Origin of the sequence: Micromonospora coriariae (genome assembly GCF_900091455.1) — a bacterium.
GTDB classification, from domain to species: Bacteria; Actinomycetota; Actinomycetes; order Mycobacteriales; family Micromonosporaceae; genus Micromonospora; species Micromonospora coriariae.
The window spans coordinates 916,109-934,038 of the sequence record NZ_LT607412.1 but is presented as its reverse complement, the minus strand read 5'-3'; the positions used below and the strand labels follow the sequence as shown (position 1 = coordinate 934,038).

Here is a 17,930-nt window from a genome sequence, read left to right as displayed (position 1 = left end):
CCTCGCCAGTGGACAAGGGAGGTGCGGGGTGACCGCGGTCAAAGAGGTGGCGCGGCGTCCGATCGGTCATTTCGCCGAGCGGAGCATCGCCGGTCTGGTGGCCGTCACCGGCGCCGGGGTGGCCTTCGGGCTGCTGTTGTTGCTCGTCCGGGTGCGGTGGAGCCCGTTGCAGGACGCCGACCACGCGGTCGCCGAGTGGTTCAACGGTCTCGTCGCCCCGCACCACGCGCTGGTCACCGTGCTCCAGGCGGTGACCGACCTGGGCGGCCGGCCGATTCTCATCTGGCTGGTCACCATCGCCGTGGTCGGGCTGCTGATCCGGCGGCAGCCACGGCTGGCCGTCTATCTGATCATCACCGGGGTCGGCGGCCTGATCCTCGACCCGTCCCTGAAGACGCTTGTCGGTCGGCTCCGCCCGGTGGTGGACGTGCCGATCGCCAGCGCTCCGGGCAACAGCTTCCCGAGCGGGCACGCGCTCGGCTCGTTCGTCGCGTACGGGGCGCTGCTGCTGGTGTTCCTGCCGGCGATGGCGCCACGCTGGCGTAAGCCGGCGATCGCCGGTGCGGTAGTGCTGGTGGCGCTGGTCGGGCTGACCCGGATTGCGTTGGGCGTGCACTTCGTCTCCGATGTGCTGGCCGGCTGGCTGCTCGGCGCCGCGTGGCTGGGTGTCACCGCGTACGCGTTCCGGCTCTGGCGGCGCGAGCGGGGGCGCCCGGTGCCGCCGCTGACCGAGGGTCTGGAGCCGGAGGCCGGGCACGACATCGTCCCCGCCCCGGCCGAGGAGGAGGTACTGGCCCACCCGCGCTCGGCGGTGGCCGAGCTGCTGGTCGGGTGGGTGCTGGTGTTCGGGGCGTTGTACGCCTTCGGCACGTACGTCAGCTACCACGCCAAGGGCACCTTCTTCGACACCCTCGACACCGACGTGCCGCGCTGGTTCGCCGACCGGCACACCGAGGTGCTGACCGAGGTGAGCTGGTGGTGGAGCAAGTTCGGCGACACGCACGCCATCCTGCTGATCTCGCTGGTGTTCTGTCCGCTGGTGCTCGCGGTGTGGCGGCGTTGGCGGCCGGTGCTCTTCGTGGCGCTGGCGATGGTCGGCGAGCTGACCCTCTTCCTCGCCTCCGCCCGGGCGGTCGACCGGCCACGCCCGCCGGTGGAGAACCTGGACGGCCAGATGCCCACCTCCTCCTTCCCGTCCGGGCACATCGCGGCGACGATCTGCGTCTGGCTGGCGATCACCCTCATCGTGTTCCCGCGTACCGACCGGTGGTGGCGTTGGATCTTCGTGGCGCTCGCGGTGATCATGCCGGTCGGGGTGGCCACCTCCCGGATGTACCGGGGGATGCACCACCCGACCGACTTCATCGGCGCGATCCTGCTCTCCGCGCTCTGGGTCGGGCTGCTCTACCTGGTCATCCGACCGAACGCCGACGTGCGGGAGGGGAACCGGCCGAGCATCGAGTCGGAGGACGTGGGCACCCTCGACGACGAGCTGGCCCGGGCCAGCCGGGCTGACTGAGCGTCGCTGTGCTGCGCGTGATGACCTGGAACATCCGTACCGGCGGCCGGGACCGGGGCGGCCCCGACCGGCTGGACCAGGTGGTCCGGGTCGTCACCGCGCAGGCGCCGGACGTGCTGGCCCTGCAGGAGCTGCGTGACTTCGACCGGGGCGGGCTCATGGCCGAGATCGCGGGTCGGGTGGGAATGGCACAGCACCTGGCCGGGTCCTGTTTCGGGCAGCCGGTGGCGGTGCTGGTCCGGTCGCCACTCCGGGTCGTCGCCGCGGGGGCGCTGCGCCGGCCGTTCCACCACGCGGCCGCCCGCGTCGTGGTGGCCACCTCGGCCGGACCGCTGACCGTGCTCGGCACCCACCTCCATCCGTACTCCGGGGGACGGCGTCGGATGGAGGTGGACTGGCTGGTGGCCGCGGTGCGGCGCGCCCAGGGGCCGCTGACGCTGGTCACCGGTGACCTCAACGCGCTCGACCCGACCGTCGACCACACCGCGCGCCTGGCCGGGATGCCCGACCTCTACCGGCGGCGTCACCTGCGGCGGACCGGCGGCGTCGTGGACACCCGCGCTGTCGCCCGGCTGCGGGCCGCCGGCCTGGTCGACCTCTGGCTCTCGTACGCCGCCGGAGCACCGGAGGCCGACGGCCTCACCGTGCCCACCCGGTTCGGCGGGGAGGAGTTCGCCGGGATGCGGCTGGACTACCTGTTCGGCACCCCGGCGGTGGCCGAGCGGAGCCGGCGCGTCCGGGTGGTCCGCGAGGGGGACGCCGAGACCGCCTCCGACCACTACCCCGTCGTCGCCGAGCTGGACCTCGACCCGGCCTGACCCGGGCCCGCGCGCGCTCGGGCCGGGACGCGCGGGGCCGGGCGGATCAGAGGACCAGGTTGAGCAGGACGGTCAGCACGACCGAGGCCACGATCGAGAAGAGGATCATCAGGAGGCAGCCGAGGCCGCCGCCGAGTGGGCGGATCTCCGTGTTGCCGAAGCGCATGGGTTCACCTGTCCGTGAGTGCGGGAGCGGGGGCGAGGAGGTGGCGGATGGCGTCGGCGACCGCCGTCGGGGCGGTGGTGGCGACGTTGTGGGCGGCGCCGGGCACGGTCACCGGGCGGGCGTCCGGGACCAGCCGGGCCACCCGGTCGCGCCAGGCCGCCGGCACCACCGGGTCCCGTTCGCCGGTGACCACCAGGGTCGGCGCCGCGACCCGGACCAGGTCCGCCTCGGTGGCATTGCGGACCGAGTGGGACAGCGTCGCGACCACCCGCCAGGGCCGCGCGTCCCAGACGTCGCGGGCCAGGATCGGCGCCTGCAACGGCGCCTCGCGCAGGGTGTCCACCAGCCACCGGCCGACCTGTCCCCGTCGGGTCCGGGCATCCGGGTCGCTTGTCGGTCCGGCCAGGACCACCGCGCGGACCAGGTCCGGGTGTACGGCGGCGAGCGCGGCGACGACCTCGGCGCCGAACGAGTGCCCGAGCAGGCAGACCGGCGGCAGCCGGTACGCGGCCAGCCAGGCGGCCAGGTGCTCGGCGTGCGCGCGTACGTCGTACGCCCCCCGGGGGCGCTCGGTCAGCCCGAAGCCGGGCAGGTCCGGTACGTACACCGGGTTGGTGGCGGAGAGCGCGACAGCCAGCGGGGTGAGGTAGCGGTGCGAGACCGCCAGGCCGTGCACCAGCACGATCGGCGGCGCCCCGGTCCCGGGATCCGTGCTGCGCCGGGTGTGTGTCCGCAGCCCGTCGACCCGCCGCCACTCGCTGGTCAGCCCGGCGGCCGGCCGGGGCGCGGCCAGCGCCAGCCGCAGATCGGCCAGACCGAACCGCCCGGCGGAGGTGAGCTTCACAGCTCGCGCAGCCGGGGCAGCAACTGCTCCTGCGCCCAGTCCAGGAACATCGGCTGGTTCTCCCCGCCGACCTGAAGGAGCGCTACATGGGTGAAGCCGGCGTCGACGAACTTCCGGAAGGCCTCGACGTGCGCGTCCACGTCCGGGCCGCACGAGATGCCCTCGGCGACGTCCTCCTCCCGGACGAACTGGGTGGCGGAGGCGAAGGAGTCCGGGCCGGGCAGCTCGGCGTTGACCTTCCAGCCGAGCCCGAACCAGCGGAACTGGTCGTGCACGATCTTGCGGCACTCGGCCTCGTCCGGGCCGTAGCAGATGGGCACCTGCCCGTAGCGGGGCTGGCCGGTGCCGCCGGCGTCGTCGTACATCTCGATGATGTGCCGGTCGGGCTCGGTGGCGATGATGCCGTTGCCGTACTCGGCGGCGAGGGTGGCGGACTGCCGGCCGGAGGCGGCGATGGCCATCGGGACCGGCTGCTCCGGGCGGTCCCAGACGTAGGCGTCGGGCACGTCGAAGTGGTTGCCGGAGAAGGTCAGCGACTCGCCGTTGAGCAGCGGGCGGATGATCTGCAGGGCCTCCTCGAACATCTCGTGCCGCTGCTGCACGTGCGGCCAGCCACCGACCACGTGCTCGTTGAGGTTCTCCCCGGCGCCGAGGCCGAGGGTGAACCGGCCGTCCGAGAGCGCTCCGATGGTGCTGGCCTTCTGCGCGACCACGGCCGGGTGGTAGCGGCGGATCGGGCAGGTCACGAAGGACATCAGCTCCGCCCGGGAGGTGGCGTGGGCGACCGCGCCGAGCACCGACCAGGCGTACGGGGAGTGGCCCTGGGCATCCAGCCACGGGTAGTAGTGGTCGGAGACCACCAGCTGGTCGAAGCCGGCCGCCTCGGCCCGCACCGCGTGGTCGACCAGTTGCTTCGGACCGGCCTGCTCGCACATCAGGGTGTAGCCGACGCTGACCATTCTGGTTTCTCCTTCCCGCCGACGGATCGTCCCGGGATACCCAGGTCGGCAGCGGCCAACCCTCCCGTCCGGTTCGGACGGGAGGCGCTTGACGGATGGCCGTGACCTGCCTACCGTCGCTCTTAACCGGTTAAGAGTGCCGGGTGTGGCGCACATCCTGTGGTGGGGATGACCGCCCCGTGACGGCCCGCGTTCGCGTGGGCCGTCACGGCTGTCCGCCGGCTTTGGCTCAGCCACTGAACCGGTTGCGCCGACCAATCCATCGCCCTACGCTGATGCGTGCGCCGCCGGGATCCAGGCGGCGGCTGTCGGGCTGCAGCCGCCTTCCCCTGTCACGTCCCACCCCTGTCGGGCACCGGGGGTCCTCCCTGAGGAAGGCCATGAAGACTCGACTTTCCGCCGCCGGCGCCGCCCTGCTCGCGCTGCTCGTCGCCGTGCTGGCGTTCGGCCAGCCCGCGCAGGCCGCAGCCGGTTTCACAGTCGCGGGCGGCAAGCTGTACGACGCCAACGGCACCGAATTCATCATGCGCGGGGTCAACCACGCGCACACCTGGTACCCACAGCAGACCAGCTCGTTCGCCGACGTGAAGGCGCTCGGCGCGAACACCGTCCGGGTGGTGCTCTCCAGCGGCGACCGGTGGACCCGCAACACCAACGCCGACGTCGCCAACGTCATCTCGCTGTGCAAGGCCAACCGGCTGATCTGTGTGCTGGAGGTGCACGACACCACCGGCTACGGCGAGCAGAGCGGCGCTATCACCCTCGCCCGGGCCGTCGACTACTGGCTCAGTCTCGCCGACGTCCTGGCCGGCCAGGAGAAGTACGTCATCGTCAACATCGGCAACGAGCCGTACGGCAACCAGAACTACGCCTCCTGGGCCACCGACAACGCCACCGCGATCACCAGGCTACGCGCCGGCGGTCTGACCCACACGATCATGGTGGACGCGCCGAACTGGGGGCAGGACTGGTCGTTCACCATGCGCGACAACGCCGCCTCGGTCTTCGCCGCCGACCCGGCCCGCAACACCGTCTTCTCCATCCACATGTACGGGGTCTTCGACACCGCCGCGGAGATCAGCGACTACCTGGGTCGCTTCCGGGCGGCCGGGCTGCCCATCGTGGTCGGCGAGTTCGGCTTCAACCACTCCGACGGCGACCCCGACGAGGACACCATCCTCGCCTACAGCCAGGCCAACGGGATCGGCTGGCTGGGCTGGTCGTGGAGCGGCAACGGCGGCGGCGTGGAGTATCTCGACATGGCCACCGCCTTCAACCCGGCCAGCCTGACCAGTTGGGGCCAGCGGATCTTCAACGGCGCCAACGGCATCCGGCAGACCGCCCGGGAGGCAACGGTTTTCGGCGGCACCCCGCCGCCGACCACGCCCCCGCCGACCACCCCGCCACCGACCACGCCGCCACCGACCACGCCGCCCCCGGCTGGTGGTTGCACCGCTACCTACACCGTCACCAACCAGTGGCAGGGCGGATTCCAGGGTGAGGTGAAGGTGACCGCCGGCGCGACCGCGATCACCGGCTGGAGCACCCGGTGGACCTTCGCCAACGGCCAGAGCGTCAGCCAGTCCTGGAACACGACGCTGACCAGCAGCGGAGCCGCGGTGACCGCGCGCAACGTGGCCTACAACGGCCGGCTGGCCGCCGGTGCCAGCACCAGCTTCGGCTTCATCGGCAGCTGGACCGGCAGCAACGCCAGGCCGGAGGTGAGCTGCACCGCGAGCTGATCGACGAGCAGGTGGCCGGGACCGCACCGGGCCCGGCCACCGCGCTCAGCCGTGGTCAGTGCTCCCCGGCCAGGTTCACGATGACGACCCCGGCAATGATCAGTGCGATACCGGCGAGCTTGGCCAGCCCGACCGGCTCATCCAGGAAGACCGCGCCGATCGCCACGATGGTGGCGGTGCCCAGGCCGGACCAGAGGGCGTACGCGACGCCCACCGGTATCTCCTTGACGGCCTGGGCCAGCAGGACGAACGCCAGCAGATAGCCGCCGAGGCAGGCCACCGTCGGCGCGAGTCGGGTGAACCCGGCGGTGGTCTTGAGCAGACTGGTCGCCAGCACCTCGGCGGCGATGGCGATCCCCAGCAGCACGTACGCCATGCGGTCCTCAGTCCTGAATGCTCGGTGGCGGGTAGCGGGTGATTCGTTTACGACATCAGCTCCACAGGCGATGCGGGTAACTACTCCGGCCCGAGGCCGAGATTCCCATCCACTCGGTCCTCCGTCGGAGCCTGATGCGACGTCGGCCGGTCCGGCTCGGCGGCGAGCCGGGCTGCCCGCATCATGAGGTAGCGATGCTCGGGCAGGCTGCTCGTCCGCCCGGCGGCGGCCCGGTAGTCGGCGATCGCCCGGGCCCGGTCCCCGGCCATCTCGTGCAGGTGCGCGCGGGCGGCGGCGAGCCGGTGGTGCCCGGCCAACTGCTGGTCGGCGGCCAGCGCGTCGAGAGCGGCCAGGCCGGCTGCCGGCCCGTGCACCATGGCGGTCGCCACGGCCCGGTTGAGCGCCACCACCGGGCTGCCGGAGAGCTGTTCCAGCACGCCGTAGAGCGCCAGGATCTGCGGCCAGTCGGTCGCCTCGGTGCTCGGCGCCTCGTCGTGCAGTGCGGCGATGGCGGCCTGCACCTGGTACGGGCCGACCGGCCCGCGCGGCAGCGCCCGGGTGACCAGTTCGATGCCCTCGGCGATCGCCGCCGCGTCCCAGTGGGCGCGGTCCTGGTCGGCCAGCGAGATCAGCTCACCGGACGGCCCGGTCCGCGCCGGGCTGCGCGCCTCGGTGAGCAGCATCAACGCCAGCAGGCCGGCCGACTCGCTGTCGTGGGGCAGCAGCGTGTGCAGCGCACGGGTGAGTCGGATCGCCTCCGCCGCCAGGTCGACCCGGCGCAGATCCGGGCCGGCGGTGCTCGTGTGCCCCTCGGTGAAGATCAGATAGAGCACCTGCCGCACGGTGGCCAGCCGGTCGGCCCGCTCCGTCGGCTCCGGCATCCGGAACGGCAGCCCGGAGGAGCGGATGCGCTGCTTGGCCCGGCTGATCCGTTGCGCCATGGTCGTCTCGGGCACCAGGAACGCGCGGGCGATCTCGGCGGTGCTGAGCCCACCGACCGCGCGCAGGGTCAGCGCGACGGCCGACGCGGGCGTGAGCGCCGGGTGGCAGCAGAGGAAGAGCAGGACCAGTCTGTCGTCCCGTTCGGCGGTCAGCTCCTCGTCCGCCGCGGGCGCGTGCTGGCGGTCGTCCGGGTCCCGGCGGGCGACCAGGTCCTCGCGGCGGCGCCGCGCCTGCTCACCGCGGACCAGCTCGATCATCCGGCGGTAGCCGACCTGGATCAGCCAGCCGCGCGGGTTCGCCGGCAGCCCGTCCGCCGGCCACTGGGTGGCGGCGGCCAGCAGCGCCTCCTGCACCGCGTCCTCGGCGGTGGCGAAGTCACCGAACCGGCGGGCGAGCACGCCGAGGACCTGCGGCGCCAGTTCGCGCAGCAGGTCCTCGACGTGGGGATCGGTGGTGGCCAGCCCTCACAGCTCCTGGGCTGGGGCGGACATGATCGGGTGCACCTCGATCGGCATGTTCAGCGGCCGTCCGCCGGGGCCGGGTGCGGTGGAGATGTACGCGGCCAGTTCCACCGCCCGCTGCGGGCTGTCGCAGTCGACGATCCAGAAGCCGGCGAGGAACTCCTTCGTCTCGGCGAACGGCCCCTCGGTGACCACCGGGGCCCCGCCCTCACCGGCGCGGACGATCCGCGCCTGCTGCGGGCCGCCGAGGCCCTGCCCGTCGACCCACTCTCCGGCGGCGGTGAGCTTGCGGTTGACCTCGCCCATGAACCCGATGTGCGCCTCGATCTCCTCCGGCGTCCAGGTGTCGATGCCCGGGAAGTCGGTCCCGGCGGCGCTGAACTGCATAAGCAGCATGTACTTCATGGTTCGCTCCTCACGCCTGCGCACCATCTTCGGTGCTCTCACCCTGAGGTAGAAGCCGACGGCACCGTTCTCGACACCCCGGTCAAAGATGTCCCGGGAAATTTCAGTCGACGGCGTCAACCTCCAGCACCAGGCTCTGCTCGGGGTGCAACGCGGGCACCTGCACCCCCACCCGGGCCAGTGCCGCTCCGCTGAGCATGACGCCGCCAGCCAGCCAGGCCGGCGCGGACCGGTCGATGGTCGCCGGGGCCGGCACGTCCGACACCGGTCGCACCCGGTAACGCCGGCCCGGGTCCAGGCCGGGCAGCCGGACCGCGCCCGGGGACTGCGCCACCGAGGTGGTCAGCCGAGCCACCGCGTACACCGCTCTGGTGCCGTCGTGGTCGACCACGCCGTGGGCCCAGACGGCCGGGTCCGGATGGTCGACCCGGACCACCCGCCCGGTGTGCAGCAGCGGACGCAGCCGCTTGTGCAGCGCGACCCAGGCGGCCAGTTCGGTCTGCTCGGCGGCGCTGATCGACGCGATGTCCCACTCGATGCCGTGGTGGCCGAAGAGCGCGGTGGCTGCCCGGAAGCCGAGGTCGTGCACCCGGTGGGTGGTGTGCGAGCGCTCCGGCCCGACGTGCGTGCCGATCAGCTCCGGTGGCAGCAGCAGCCCCGTCCAGCGCTGGATGCTGAGCCGTTCCAGCGCGTCGTTGCAGTCGCTGGCCCAGACCCGGTCGGTGCGCGCCAGGATGCCCAGGTCCACCCGGGCGCCGCCGGACGCGCAGCTCTCGATCTCCACGCCGGGGTGGCGGCGGCGCAGCTCGTCGAGGAGCCGGTAGACCGCCAGGGTCTGCCCGTGCACCCCGGGGTGGCCGTGATGCCCGGCCTCGGTGAGGTCCCGGTTGTGGTCCCACTTGAGGTAGCTGATGCCGGGATGCTCGGTGAGCAGTTTGTCGAGCCGTTCCAGCAGGTAGTCGTACGCCTCCGGCCGGCCCAGGTCGAGCACCTGCTGGTTGCGCCAGAGCGGCGGCAGCCGCCCCGGCACCGCCAGCAACCAGTCGGCGTGCGCCCGGAACAGGTCGGAGTCGGGGTTGACCATCTCCGGCTCCACCCAGAGGCCGAACTCCAGACCCCGGCCGGTCACGTGGTCGATCAACGGTTGCAGGCCGTCCGGCCAGACGCCCTCGTCGACGAACCAGTCGCCGAGCCCGGCGGTGTCGTCGCGCCGGCCGCGGAACCAGCCGTCGTCGAGCACGAACCGCTCGACGCCGATCTGCGCGGCCCGGTCGGCGAGTGCCCGCAGCCGGTCCAGGTCGTGGTCGAAGTAGACGGCCTCCCAGACGTTCAGGGTCACCGGGCGGGGGGAGCGTGGGTGCCGGGGCCGGGCCCGCAGGTGGGTGTGCAGTACGTCGCTGAGCCCGTCCAGCCCGGCGTCGGACCAGACCGCGTAGAGCAGGGGAGTGGCGTACGACTCGCCGGGGCCCAGCCGGACCTCGCCGGGGGCCAGCAGCTCGCCGCCGCCGAGGGTCGACTCGCCGGTGGGCCGCCGCTCGGCGAAGGTGACGTGGTCGCCGCTCCACGCGGTGTGCACCGCCCACACCTCGCCGTGGCCGAAGCCGAACCCGGCGGTGCCGGCCACCAGGAGCAGGGTGGCGTCGTGCCCGGTGCGCCCGTGCCGGCCTTCGCGGACCCAGCTGCCCAACTGCCACGCGTGCCGCTGCGGGGACCGTTCCCGGCACCACCGACCGGTCAGGTCGAGCAGTTCGGTGGCGACCGCCGGCACCGGCAGCACCGGCGTCAGCTCCCGCAGCTCGTACGCGTCGTCGCCGTCGTTGCGCAGTCGGTGGCGCAGCAGCAGCAATCCGGCCGGGTCCACCTCGATCTCGATGGTCAGGGACAGCTGTGCGTCCGGGTCGCTGGCCCGTACGGTCACCCGCGCCGAGCCCTCGTCGGTGCCTGGTTCGACGTCGACGCCGTCCAGGCGGAAGGCGGTGGACCAGCCGGTCCCGTCGCGGTGCCCGGCCAGACCCGGCCGGCCGCTCCAGCCGGCGCTCGGCTCCGGCAGCAGGGAGAGCACGGTGGGCTCGTCGAAGCTGCTCGGCACCACCGGCGGTACGGTCGCGTCGACGAGCTGGCGCAGGCCGTCGTCGTCGAGGTCGCCGATGTCGCCGCCCCAGTGCGCGATCCGGGGCAGCCCCGGGCCGCGCGCGTCGAGCACCAGGCTGGTCCGCGCGCGGCGCAGGTGCAGGATCATCATCCTTTGGAGGCTCCCAAGGTCAGGCCCCGGACGAAGTGCCGCTGGAGCATAAAGAAGATCACCAGTGTGGGGATCGCGACGAGCACGCTGCCCGCCGAGACCAGGTTGTTGTCGGTGAAGAACTCGCCGCGCAGGTTGTTCAGCGAGCTGGTCACCGGGAACTTGTCGCCGGTGCGCATCAGGACGGTGGCCCAGAAGAACTCGTTGTAGATCCAGGTCACCTCCAGGGTCGCCAGCGCGGCCAGGGCCGGCCGGCACAGCGGCATGGTGACCTGCCAGTACTGCCGCCAGATGCTCGCCCCGTCGACCATCGCCGCCTCGTACAGGTCGCGGGGCAGCGCCTTCATGTAGTTGCTGAGCACGAAGACGCAGAACCCGCACTGGAAGGCCACGTTGATCAGGATCAGACCCCAGTAGCTGTCGTAGAGCAGCTCCGAGTCGCTCATGAACTCCGGCAGCGGCACCTCGGTGAACAGCCGGAACAGTGGGATGAGCAGCGCCTGCTGGGGCAGCAGGTTGGCCGCGGTGAACACCCCGAGCAGCACGAGGTTGAGTTTCCAGCTGAACCGGGCGATGACGAACGCCACGCAGGAGGCGAGGAAGAGCGTCAGCAGCACCGCCGGCACTGTGATGTACACCGAGTTGAGGAAGTGCTTGCCGAACTCCGCGGTCCGCCAGGCGGTGACGTAGTTGTCGAGGGTCCAGCCGCCGAACGAGACGTAGCCGTTGGCGGCGGTGTACTCGTAGGAGCGCAGCGACGTGAGCACCGCCCAGGCGATCGGGAAGAGCCAGGTCAGCGCGACGGTGATGAGGAAGCCGTGCAGCAGCAGCCGCAGCGGGGTCAGCTTGCGGCGGGCCGGGGCCTCGAGCTCACTCTCGGTACGCCGGGTCACTGTCGCGCTGCTCATTGCCGGTTCTCCCTCATCACGGTCGCCAGGTAGATGGTGATGAAGACCAGCGAGACGACCAGCATGATGGTCGCCAGCGCCGAGCCGAATCCGATCCGGCTCGCCTCACCCACCACGTTCTGGGTGACCAGCGCGGAGAGCAGCTCCAAGCCGTTGCGTCCCTTGTTGACCACCCAGACCAGGTCGAACGCGCGCAGTGACTCGATCACCGTCACCACCAGCACGATGATGTTGATCGGCCGCATCACCGGGAACACCACCCGGAAGAACGTCCGGCTCTCCGAGGCGCCGTCGACCGCGGCGGCTTCCCGCAGCGACGGGTCGACGCCCTTCAACCCGGCCAGGTAGAGCAGCATGATGTAGCCGACGTGCCGCCAGCCGGAGGCGACCATGACCGCCCAGATGTTGACGTTCGAGTCGCCGTACCAGTCGACGTTGCTGCCGAACACGGCGTTGATCAGACCCTGGTCGCGGGAGTAGAGCAGCTGCCAGACGAAGCCGATCAGCGCCAGCGAGAGCACCACGGGCAGGTAGAGCGCCGTCTGGTAGAAGCGGCTGCCCCGCAGCTCCTTGTCGAGCAGGACGGCCAGGAACATGCCGAACGGGCTGGCCACCAGGAACAGCACCGCCAGCCAGAGCAGGTTGTGCTGGACCGCCGGCACGAACGGCGGGTAGATGTTCACCACGTCGCTGTAGTTGCGGGCGCCGACGAATTCGATCTCGTTCAGTGGGCCGATGCCGTCCCAGTTGGTGCCGGAGAGCAGCACGGTGGCCACCGCCGGCACCCAGACGAACCCGGTGACGAGCAGCAGCGGGACGAGCACCATCAGCGTGATGACCACGCGGTCGGTGCGGGACAGGAGCCGTAGCCGCCGGCGACGACCACCCGTGGAGGTGGTCGCGGCCGGCGGCGGCACGGCGCGATCCGCTTGGATCAGGGGCAGGTCGGACACGATGTCCTCCCCCTTCCGCCGTCAGTCGGTGAAGATCGACTTTTTCTGGTTCTCGATGCTCGAGGTGAGGCCGTCGATGTCCTTGGGGTTCTTGATGAACTGCTGGAGCGCCGGGATGATCACCGTGGAGGCGAAGTCCGGCCGGGTGTCCCGGTCGAGGAACTGGGCGATCTCGGTGGCCGACCCGACCAGCTCGGCCGCCTTCTTCTGCAGGGCGGTGTAGCCGCTGACGTCCGCGCCGGTGTTGGCGACCAGGGTGGCCGGGTCGTTCTTGACCGTGATGTCCGCGGCGTCCTTGCCGCCGAAGTACTCCAGCAGCTTCCGGGCGTTGTCCTCGTTCTTGGGCTTGCGGGCCATCATGTAACCGTCGATCGGGGCGTCCAGGGCCTTGGCGCCGATCGCCGGGTCGATCTCCGGGAACGTGAAGAAGTCGAGGTCGTCCTGCTCCTCGTTGCTGAACTGCTGGCCGACGAAGAGACCGAGCAGGTACATGCCGCTCTTCTTCTGCTGCAGCGACTGAGCCGCCTCCTGCCAGGTGCGGCCGAGGCTGTCCGGCTGGTGCAGGGGGAGCAGGCCGGCCCAGGTGTCGAAGACCTTCTTGACCTTGTCGGAGGTCCAGGCCTCCTTGCCGGCCATCAGGTCGATGTGGAACTGGTAGCCGTTGACCCGCAGGTTCAGGATGTCGAAGGTGCCCATCGCCGGCCAGCCGTCCTTGTCGGCGAAGGCGATCGGGGTCAGGCCGTCCTTCTTCATCTGAGCGGCGAGGGTGGTGAAGTCGTCGAGGGTCTTCGGCGTCTGGTAGCCGTGCTGCTGCCAGACCGACTTGCGGTAAAAGACGGCCCACGGGTAGTACGACGCCGGAACGAAGTACTGCTTGCCGTCGTCCCCGGTGGACGCCTTCTTGAAGGCGTCCGAGTAGCCGGAGAGCTTGCCCCACACGTCGCTGATGTCGCTGGCCAGGCCCTTCTGGGCGAAGAAGCGCATCCGGTAGCCGGCGAACCAGGTGAACACGTCGTCCGGCTTGCCCTGCAGGTAGTTGTTGATGTTCTCCTGGAACGTGTTGTGGTCGACCGTGTTCACCGCGACCTGGATGCCGGACGACGTCTTGAAACCGTCCGTGACCTTGGCGACGACGTCCTTCGGCTTCGGGTCGGACTGGTTCGAGCCGAGGGACACGTCCTTCGACTCGGACCCACCGGAGTCGTCGCCGCAGCCGGCGAGCAGGCCAGTGCCGAGCAGCGCGCCCGTGCCGGCCGCGCCGGCCAGCAGCGAGCGTCGGTTGATGCCGGCTACGGAGGGCGGTACGAGCCGAGCCAGGTACTCGGCTTGGGATCGGGGACGGGACATCTGTGCCTCCTGCGGATGAAGAGGTGCTACGCCCAAGGGCCGTCGGGGGTGGTGAAGGCAGGTTCGACGCTGTGAATGCACATCTGGATCCCACGAGAATCCACAATGGCAAACACGAATGGCCATTGGGGCCTCAAGCTACCCGTCCGCCGGGCGCTGTCAAGAGGGCAATTCGCCTCCCAGAACCCAGTCGTGACACGGCCGTTACGTGGTAAACGTTGGAAAAGAAATCGATGTTGGAACCTGTTGACTTCCGTGGGCTGCCGGGTGCAACCTCAGCTGTCATGCGGCGATGGCAGGGCGACGGCATCTATTTCGGCGGCGACTACAACCCCGAGCAGTGGCCCGAGCAGACCTGGTCCGAGGACGTCGAGCTGATGCGTAGGGCCGGGGTCAACCTGGTCTCCGTCGGCATCTTCTCGTGGGCTCTGCTGGAGCCCACCCCCGGCCGGTTCGAGTTCGGCTGGCTGGATCGGGTGCTGGCCCTGCTGCACGACGGCGGCATCCAGGTCGACCTGGCCACCGCCACCGCCAGCCCGCCTCCGTGGCTGGCCCGCGCGTACCCGGAGACGTTGCCCCGCCGGTCCGACGGCGCGATCCTCTGGCCGGGCGGGCGGCAGGCGTACTGCCCCAGCTCCCCGGTGTTCCGGGAGCGGTCGCTGGAGCTGGTACGCGCGGTCGCCGACCGGTACGCCGAGCACCCGGCGGTGGTGATGTGGCACGTCTCCAACGAGCTGGGCTGCCATAACGTGCACTGCTACTGCGACGTCAGCGCCGAGGCGTTCCGGGGCTGGCTGCGCGAGCGCTACGGCGACCTGGACCGGCTCAACGACGCCTGGGGCACCGCGTTCTGGAGCCAGCGCTACGGCGACTGGGCCGAGATCAACCCGCCGCGCACCGCGCCGACCTTCGCCAACCCCACGCAGCAGCTGGACTTCCTGCGCTTCTCCTCCGACGAGCAACGGGCCCAACTGCGCGCCGAACGCGAGCTGTTGAAGACGCTGGTCCGTCAGCCGGTGACCACCAACTTCATGATCGGCACCGGGATCAAGCACATGGACTACCACTCGTGGGCCGACGACGTGGACCTGATCTCCAACGACCACTACCTCACCGCCGCCGACCCGCAGGCGCACCTCGGGCTGGCCCTCTCCGCCGACCACACCCGCGGCGTGGCGGGCGGTGATCCGTGGCTGCTGATGGAGCACTCCACCAGCGCGGTGAACTGGCAGCCGCGCAACGTGGCGAAGCTGCCGGGGCAGCTGCGCCGCAACAGCCTGGCGCACGTCGCCCGGGGCGCCGACGGGGTGCTGTTCTTCCAGTGGCGGGCCTCCCGGGCCGGCGCCGAGAAGTTCCACTCCGCGCTGGTGCCGCACGCCGGGCCGGAGACCAAGGTGTTCCACGAGGTCTGCCAGCTCGGCGCGGACCTCAAGGCACTGGCCGAGGTACGCGGCAGCCGGGTGGACGCCGAGGTGGCGATCCTGTTCGACTGGGAGGCGTGGTGGGGTGTCGAGTTGGACTCGCACCCCAGCGTGGACGTCCGCTACGCCGACCGGTTGACCGCCCTGTACGGCGCGCTGTGGCGGGCCGGCGTGACCGCCGACATCGTCCACCCGTCCGCCGACCTCAGCGGCTACCGGCTGGTCCTGGCACCCACCCTCTACCTGGTCCGCGATGCCGACGTCGACGCGCTGCGCCGGTTCGTCGAGGCCGGCGGCACCGCGGCGATCACCTACTTCAGCGGCATCGTGGACGAGAATGACCACATCCGGCTGGGCGGCTACCCGGGCGCGTTCCGGGAGCTGCTCGGCGTACGGACCGAGGAGTTCTTCCCGTTGCGCGAGGGCGAGCAGGTGCGGCTGGACGACGGCAGCACGGCCGACGTGTGGACCGAGTGGCTGCACCCGGTGGGCGCCGAGGTCCTCGCCTCGTACACCGATGGGCCGCTGCCGGGCGTGCCGGCGCTGACCCGGCACCCGGTCGGCGCGGGCGCCGCCTGGTACGTCGGCACCCGGCTGGACGAGCCGGCCACCGATCGGCTGGTCGCCCGGCTGGTCGACGAGGCGGGCGTCCGCCCGGCGGTGCGGGCGCCCGTGGGGGTGGAGGTGGTCCGGCGCCGCGACGGTGAGCGAAGCTGGCTGTTCGCGATCAACCACACCGAGAGCGAGGTACGGCTCGCGGTGACCGGCACCGAGTTGTTGAGCGAAGCACGGTGCGCCGGTGAGCTGACAGTGCCGGCCGGCGAGGTGGCGGTGGTCCGGGAGGACCGGGTCGACGGACCGGCCTGACCCGGTGACAGTCACGGCGCGAAGGAGGTTCCCCAGGTGCTCGCCCAGCAGCGGCAGACCGCCATTCTCGATCTGATCCGCCAGCGTGGCGGCGTACGGGTGAGCCAGCTCGTCAGCCGGTTCGGCGTGTCCGACATGACGATCCGGCGCGACCTGGAGGTGCTGGCCGAACGCGGGCTGGTGGACAAGGTGCACGGCGGCGCGACGCTGGCCGGTCCGGGCTCCGCCGAGGAGCCCGGCTTCGCCGCGAAGTCGATCCGCCAGCAGGCGGAGAAGCGGGCCATCGCCGAGCGGGCGGCGACCATGGTGGAGCCGGGGATGGCCATCGCGCTCTCCGCCGGCACCACCACCGCCGCGCTGGCCACGCTGCTCTCCGACGTACGAGGGCTGACCGTGGTGACCAACTCGATCCCGGTGGCCGACGCGCTCTACCAGAATCCGCGCGCCGACCAGACGGTGGTGCTCACCGGCGGCATCCGTACTCCGTCGGACGCGCTGACCGGGCCGGTGGCCGAGGCGGCGATCAGCGCGCTCAACGTCGACCTGCTCTTCCTCGGCGTGCACGGGCTCAGCCCACGGACCGGCTTCACCACGCCGAACCTGCTGGAGGCCGGCGTGAACCGCTGCCTGATCGGCGCCGCCCGCCGGCTGGTGGTGCTCGCCGACCACACCAAGTGGGAGACCATCGGCATCGCCACCATCGCCCCGTTGGAGGCCGCCGACGTGCTGATCACCGACGTCGGGCTGCCGGCGGAGGCACGTACCGCGATCGGCGAGCAGGTCGGCGAGCTGATCGTCGTCCAGGCCGGCTGACGGCCCGACCGCTGGCCACGGGCCCGGCCGGTTGGCCCGGTGCCCGGTTCGTCGGGCAGAATGGGCGGCGACGCGACTGGCGGCACCTGGGATGGCAGAACCATCGGGGAGCTCATCGCGGGGGTCGACCGCCTGGGCTTCCGCGCCGAGGAGAGCCATGCCGTCAACCGATGAGCAGACCACCCCGCGCACTGCCACCCTGCTGCCGGGTCAGCCGGTGGCCGACGCGGTCCTCGCCGACGTTGCCGAGCGGGTGGCCGTGCTCCGCGCCGCGGGCGTCGTCCCGGCCCTGGCCACCGTTCTGGTCGGCGACGATGACGCCAGTGCCGGCTACATCGGCATCAAGCAGCGCCAGGCCGCCCAGCTGGGCTTCGCCTCGCCGCACCGCCACCTGCCCGCCGATGCCACGCAGGAACAACTCCACGAGGTGATCGCCGCCTTCAACGCCGATCCCGCCGTGCACGGCATCCTCGTGCAGTACCCGGTCCCCGACCACCTGGACTACGACGCGGCCTTGCAGAGGATCGACCCGGACAAGGACGTCGACGGCATGCATCCGCTGAACCTGGGTCGGCTCGCACTCGGGCTGCCGGGTCCGGTGCCCTGCACGCCGGCCGGCATCGAGGCGTTGCTGGCCCACCACGGCATTCCGGTCTCCGGACGCGAGGTGGTCATCCTCGGGCGGGGCGCCACGCTCGGGCGGCCACTCGCGACCCTCCTAGCCCAGAAGCGCCCCACCGCCAACGCGGCCGTCACGGTCGTGCACACCGGCGTCGCGGACTGGCCCCGGTACACCCGCCGAGCCGACATCCTGATCGCCGCCGCCGGCGTACCCGGCATCATCCAGCCCGAGCACGTCAAGCCGGGGGCCGTCGTCATCGGCGGTGGCGTGCGGTACGCGGGCCGGCGGCTGCTGCCGGACGTCGACGAGACGTGCGCGGAGGTCGCCGGGGCGATCACCCCCCGAGTCGGCGGGGTGGGCCCCACCACTGTGGCCATGCTCTTCCGCAACGCCGTCGCCGCCGCCGAGCGTCAGGTTGGCTAGGCCCTAGGGAGCGTCGGCAGGCAGACATGGTCCGCACTGGCACCCTTCCTGGTGGCGGCATTAGTTGATCGACTCGGTATCGCGGATATCGGGGTTTCCGCC

Annotated in this window: 15 protein-coding genes and 1 riboswitch; of the genes, 6 read left to right on the top strand and 9 right to left on the bottom strand. The window is 71.3% G+C overall.

Translation table 11 applies throughout. The features are described from left to right. The first annotated feature begins 28 nt into the window (after nucleotides 1–28). Together GA0070607_RS04305 and GA0070607_RS04300 are read left to right on the top strand one after the other, a co-directional pair. On the top strand, nucleotides 29–1,519 hold the full coding sequence (locus GA0070607_RS04305; protein WP_089017001.1) for a phosphatase PAP2 family protein: 1,491 nt from the start codon (nucleotides 29–31) through the stop codon (nucleotides 1,517–1,519). 8 nt (nucleotides 1,520–1,527) lie between these two features. Beyond that, on the top strand, nucleotides 1,528–2,337 hold the full coding sequence (locus tag GA0070607_RS04300; RefSeq protein WP_089017000.1) for an endonuclease/exonuclease/phosphatase family protein: 810 nt from the start codon (nucleotides 1,528–1,530) through the stop codon (nucleotides 2,335–2,337). A gap of 170 nt (nucleotides 2,338–2,507) precedes the next feature. Here GA0070607_RS04300 and GA0070607_RS04295 read toward each other — a convergent pair whose 3' ends face one another. Then, nucleotides 2,508–3,347: an alpha/beta fold hydrolase gene (locus GA0070607_RS04295; RefSeq protein WP_089016999.1), complete on the bottom strand. Its 840-nt coding sequence runs from the start codon at nucleotides 3,345–3,347 to the stop codon at nucleotides 2,508–2,510. Continuing rightward, nucleotides 3,344–4,306, bottom strand: a complete 963-nt coding sequence (locus GA0070607_RS04290) for a TIGR03557 family F420-dependent LLM class oxidoreductase (RefSeq protein WP_089016998.1) — start codon at nucleotides 4,304–4,306, stop codon at nucleotides 3,344–3,346. Before GA0070607_RS04290 ends, GA0070607_RS04295 begins: the two co-directional genes overlap by 4 nt. Before the next feature lie 380 nt (nucleotides 4,307–4,686). On the opposite strand from GA0070607_RS04290, the gene GA0070607_RS04285 reads away from it, so the two are divergent. Next, on the top strand, nucleotides 4,687–6,048 hold the full coding sequence (locus GA0070607_RS04285; protein ID WP_089016997.1) for a cellulase family glycosylhydrolase: 1,362 nt from the start codon (nucleotides 4,687–4,689) through the stop codon (nucleotides 6,046–6,048). 55 nt (nucleotides 6,049–6,103) lie between these two features. Here the strand turns inward: GA0070607_RS04285 and GA0070607_RS04280 are convergent, their stop codons facing one another. The 7 genes from GA0070607_RS04280 to GA0070607_RS04250 form a co-directional block, all read right to left on the bottom strand. Continuing rightward, complete coding sequence (locus GA0070607_RS04280) at nucleotides 6,104–6,424, bottom strand: DMT family transporter (RefSeq protein ID WP_089016996.1); 321 nt, start codon at nucleotides 6,422–6,424, stop codon at nucleotides 6,104–6,106. An 80-nt stretch (nucleotides 6,425–6,504) separates the two neighbouring features. Beyond that, nucleotides 6,505–7,827, bottom strand: a complete 1,323-nt coding sequence (locus GA0070607_RS04275) for an RNA polymerase sigma factor (RefSeq protein ID WP_089016995.1) — start codon at nucleotides 7,825–7,827, stop codon at nucleotides 6,505–6,507. Between the two features lie 3 nt (nucleotides 7,828–7,830). Then, nucleotides 7,831–8,232 carry a YciI family protein gene (locus GA0070607_RS04270; RefSeq protein ID WP_089016994.1) on the bottom strand — a complete coding sequence of 134 codons (402 nt, stop codon included), beginning with the start codon at nucleotides 8,230–8,232 and terminating at the stop codon, nucleotides 7,831–7,833. A gap of 103 nt (nucleotides 8,233–8,335) precedes the next feature. After that, on the bottom strand, nucleotides 8,336–10,474 hold the full coding sequence (locus GA0070607_RS04265) for an alpha-galactosidase (RefSeq protein ID WP_089016993.1): 2,139 nt from the start codon (nucleotides 10,472–10,474) through the stop codon (nucleotides 8,336–8,338). Beyond that, on the bottom strand, nucleotides 10,471–11,382 hold the full coding sequence (locus tag GA0070607_RS04260; protein WP_089016992.1) for a carbohydrate ABC transporter permease: 912 nt from the start codon (nucleotides 11,380–11,382) through the stop codon (nucleotides 10,471–10,473). Before GA0070607_RS04260 ends, GA0070607_RS04265 begins: the two co-directional genes overlap by 4 nt. Then, complete coding sequence (locus GA0070607_RS04255) at nucleotides 11,379–12,335, bottom strand: carbohydrate ABC transporter permease (protein ID WP_089016991.1); 957 nt, start codon at nucleotides 12,333–12,335, stop codon at nucleotides 11,379–11,381. The genes GA0070607_RS04260 and GA0070607_RS04255 overlap by 4 nt, the downstream gene beginning before the upstream one ends. A 21-nt stretch (nucleotides 12,336–12,356) precedes the next feature. After that, nucleotides 12,357–13,682 (bottom strand): ABC transporter substrate-binding protein, encoded by a 1,326-nt coding sequence (locus tag GA0070607_RS04250; protein ID WP_089016990.1) that lies wholly within the window; start codon nucleotides 13,680–13,682, stop codon nucleotides 12,357–12,359. Between the two features lie 284 nt (nucleotides 13,683–13,966). On the opposite strand from GA0070607_RS04250, the gene GA0070607_RS04245 reads away from it, so the two are divergent. The 3 genes from GA0070607_RS04245 to GA0070607_RS04235 all read left to right on the top strand — a co-directional run bounded on the left by GA0070607_RS04245 (nucleotide 13,967) and on the right by GA0070607_RS04235 (nucleotide 17,828). Beyond that, the gene (locus GA0070607_RS04245; protein WP_089016989.1) at nucleotides 13,967–15,970 is read left to right on the top strand and encodes a beta-galactosidase; all 2,004 of its coding nucleotides are present in this window, start codon (nucleotides 13,967–13,969) and stop codon (nucleotides 15,968–15,970) included. 36 nt (nucleotides 15,971–16,006) lie between these two features. Beyond that, nucleotides 16,007–16,783 (top strand): DeoR/GlpR family DNA-binding transcription regulator, encoded by a 777-nt coding sequence (locus GA0070607_RS04240; RefSeq protein ID WP_089016988.1) that lies wholly within the window; start codon nucleotides 16,007–16,009, stop codon nucleotides 16,781–16,783. Nucleotides 16,784–16,845: 62 nt separating this feature from the next. Further along, a riboswitch (ZMP/ZTP riboswitch) is annotated at nucleotides 16,846–16,928 on the top strand. 12 nt (nucleotides 16,929–16,940) lie between these two features. After that, on the top strand, nucleotides 16,941–17,828 hold the full coding sequence (locus GA0070607_RS04235; RefSeq protein ID WP_089016987.1) for a bifunctional 5,10-methylenetetrahydrofolate dehydrogenase/5,10-methenyltetrahydrofolate cyclohydrolase: 888 nt from the start codon (nucleotides 16,941–16,943) through the stop codon (nucleotides 17,826–17,828). Nucleotides 17,829–17,930: the final 102 nt, after the last annotated feature.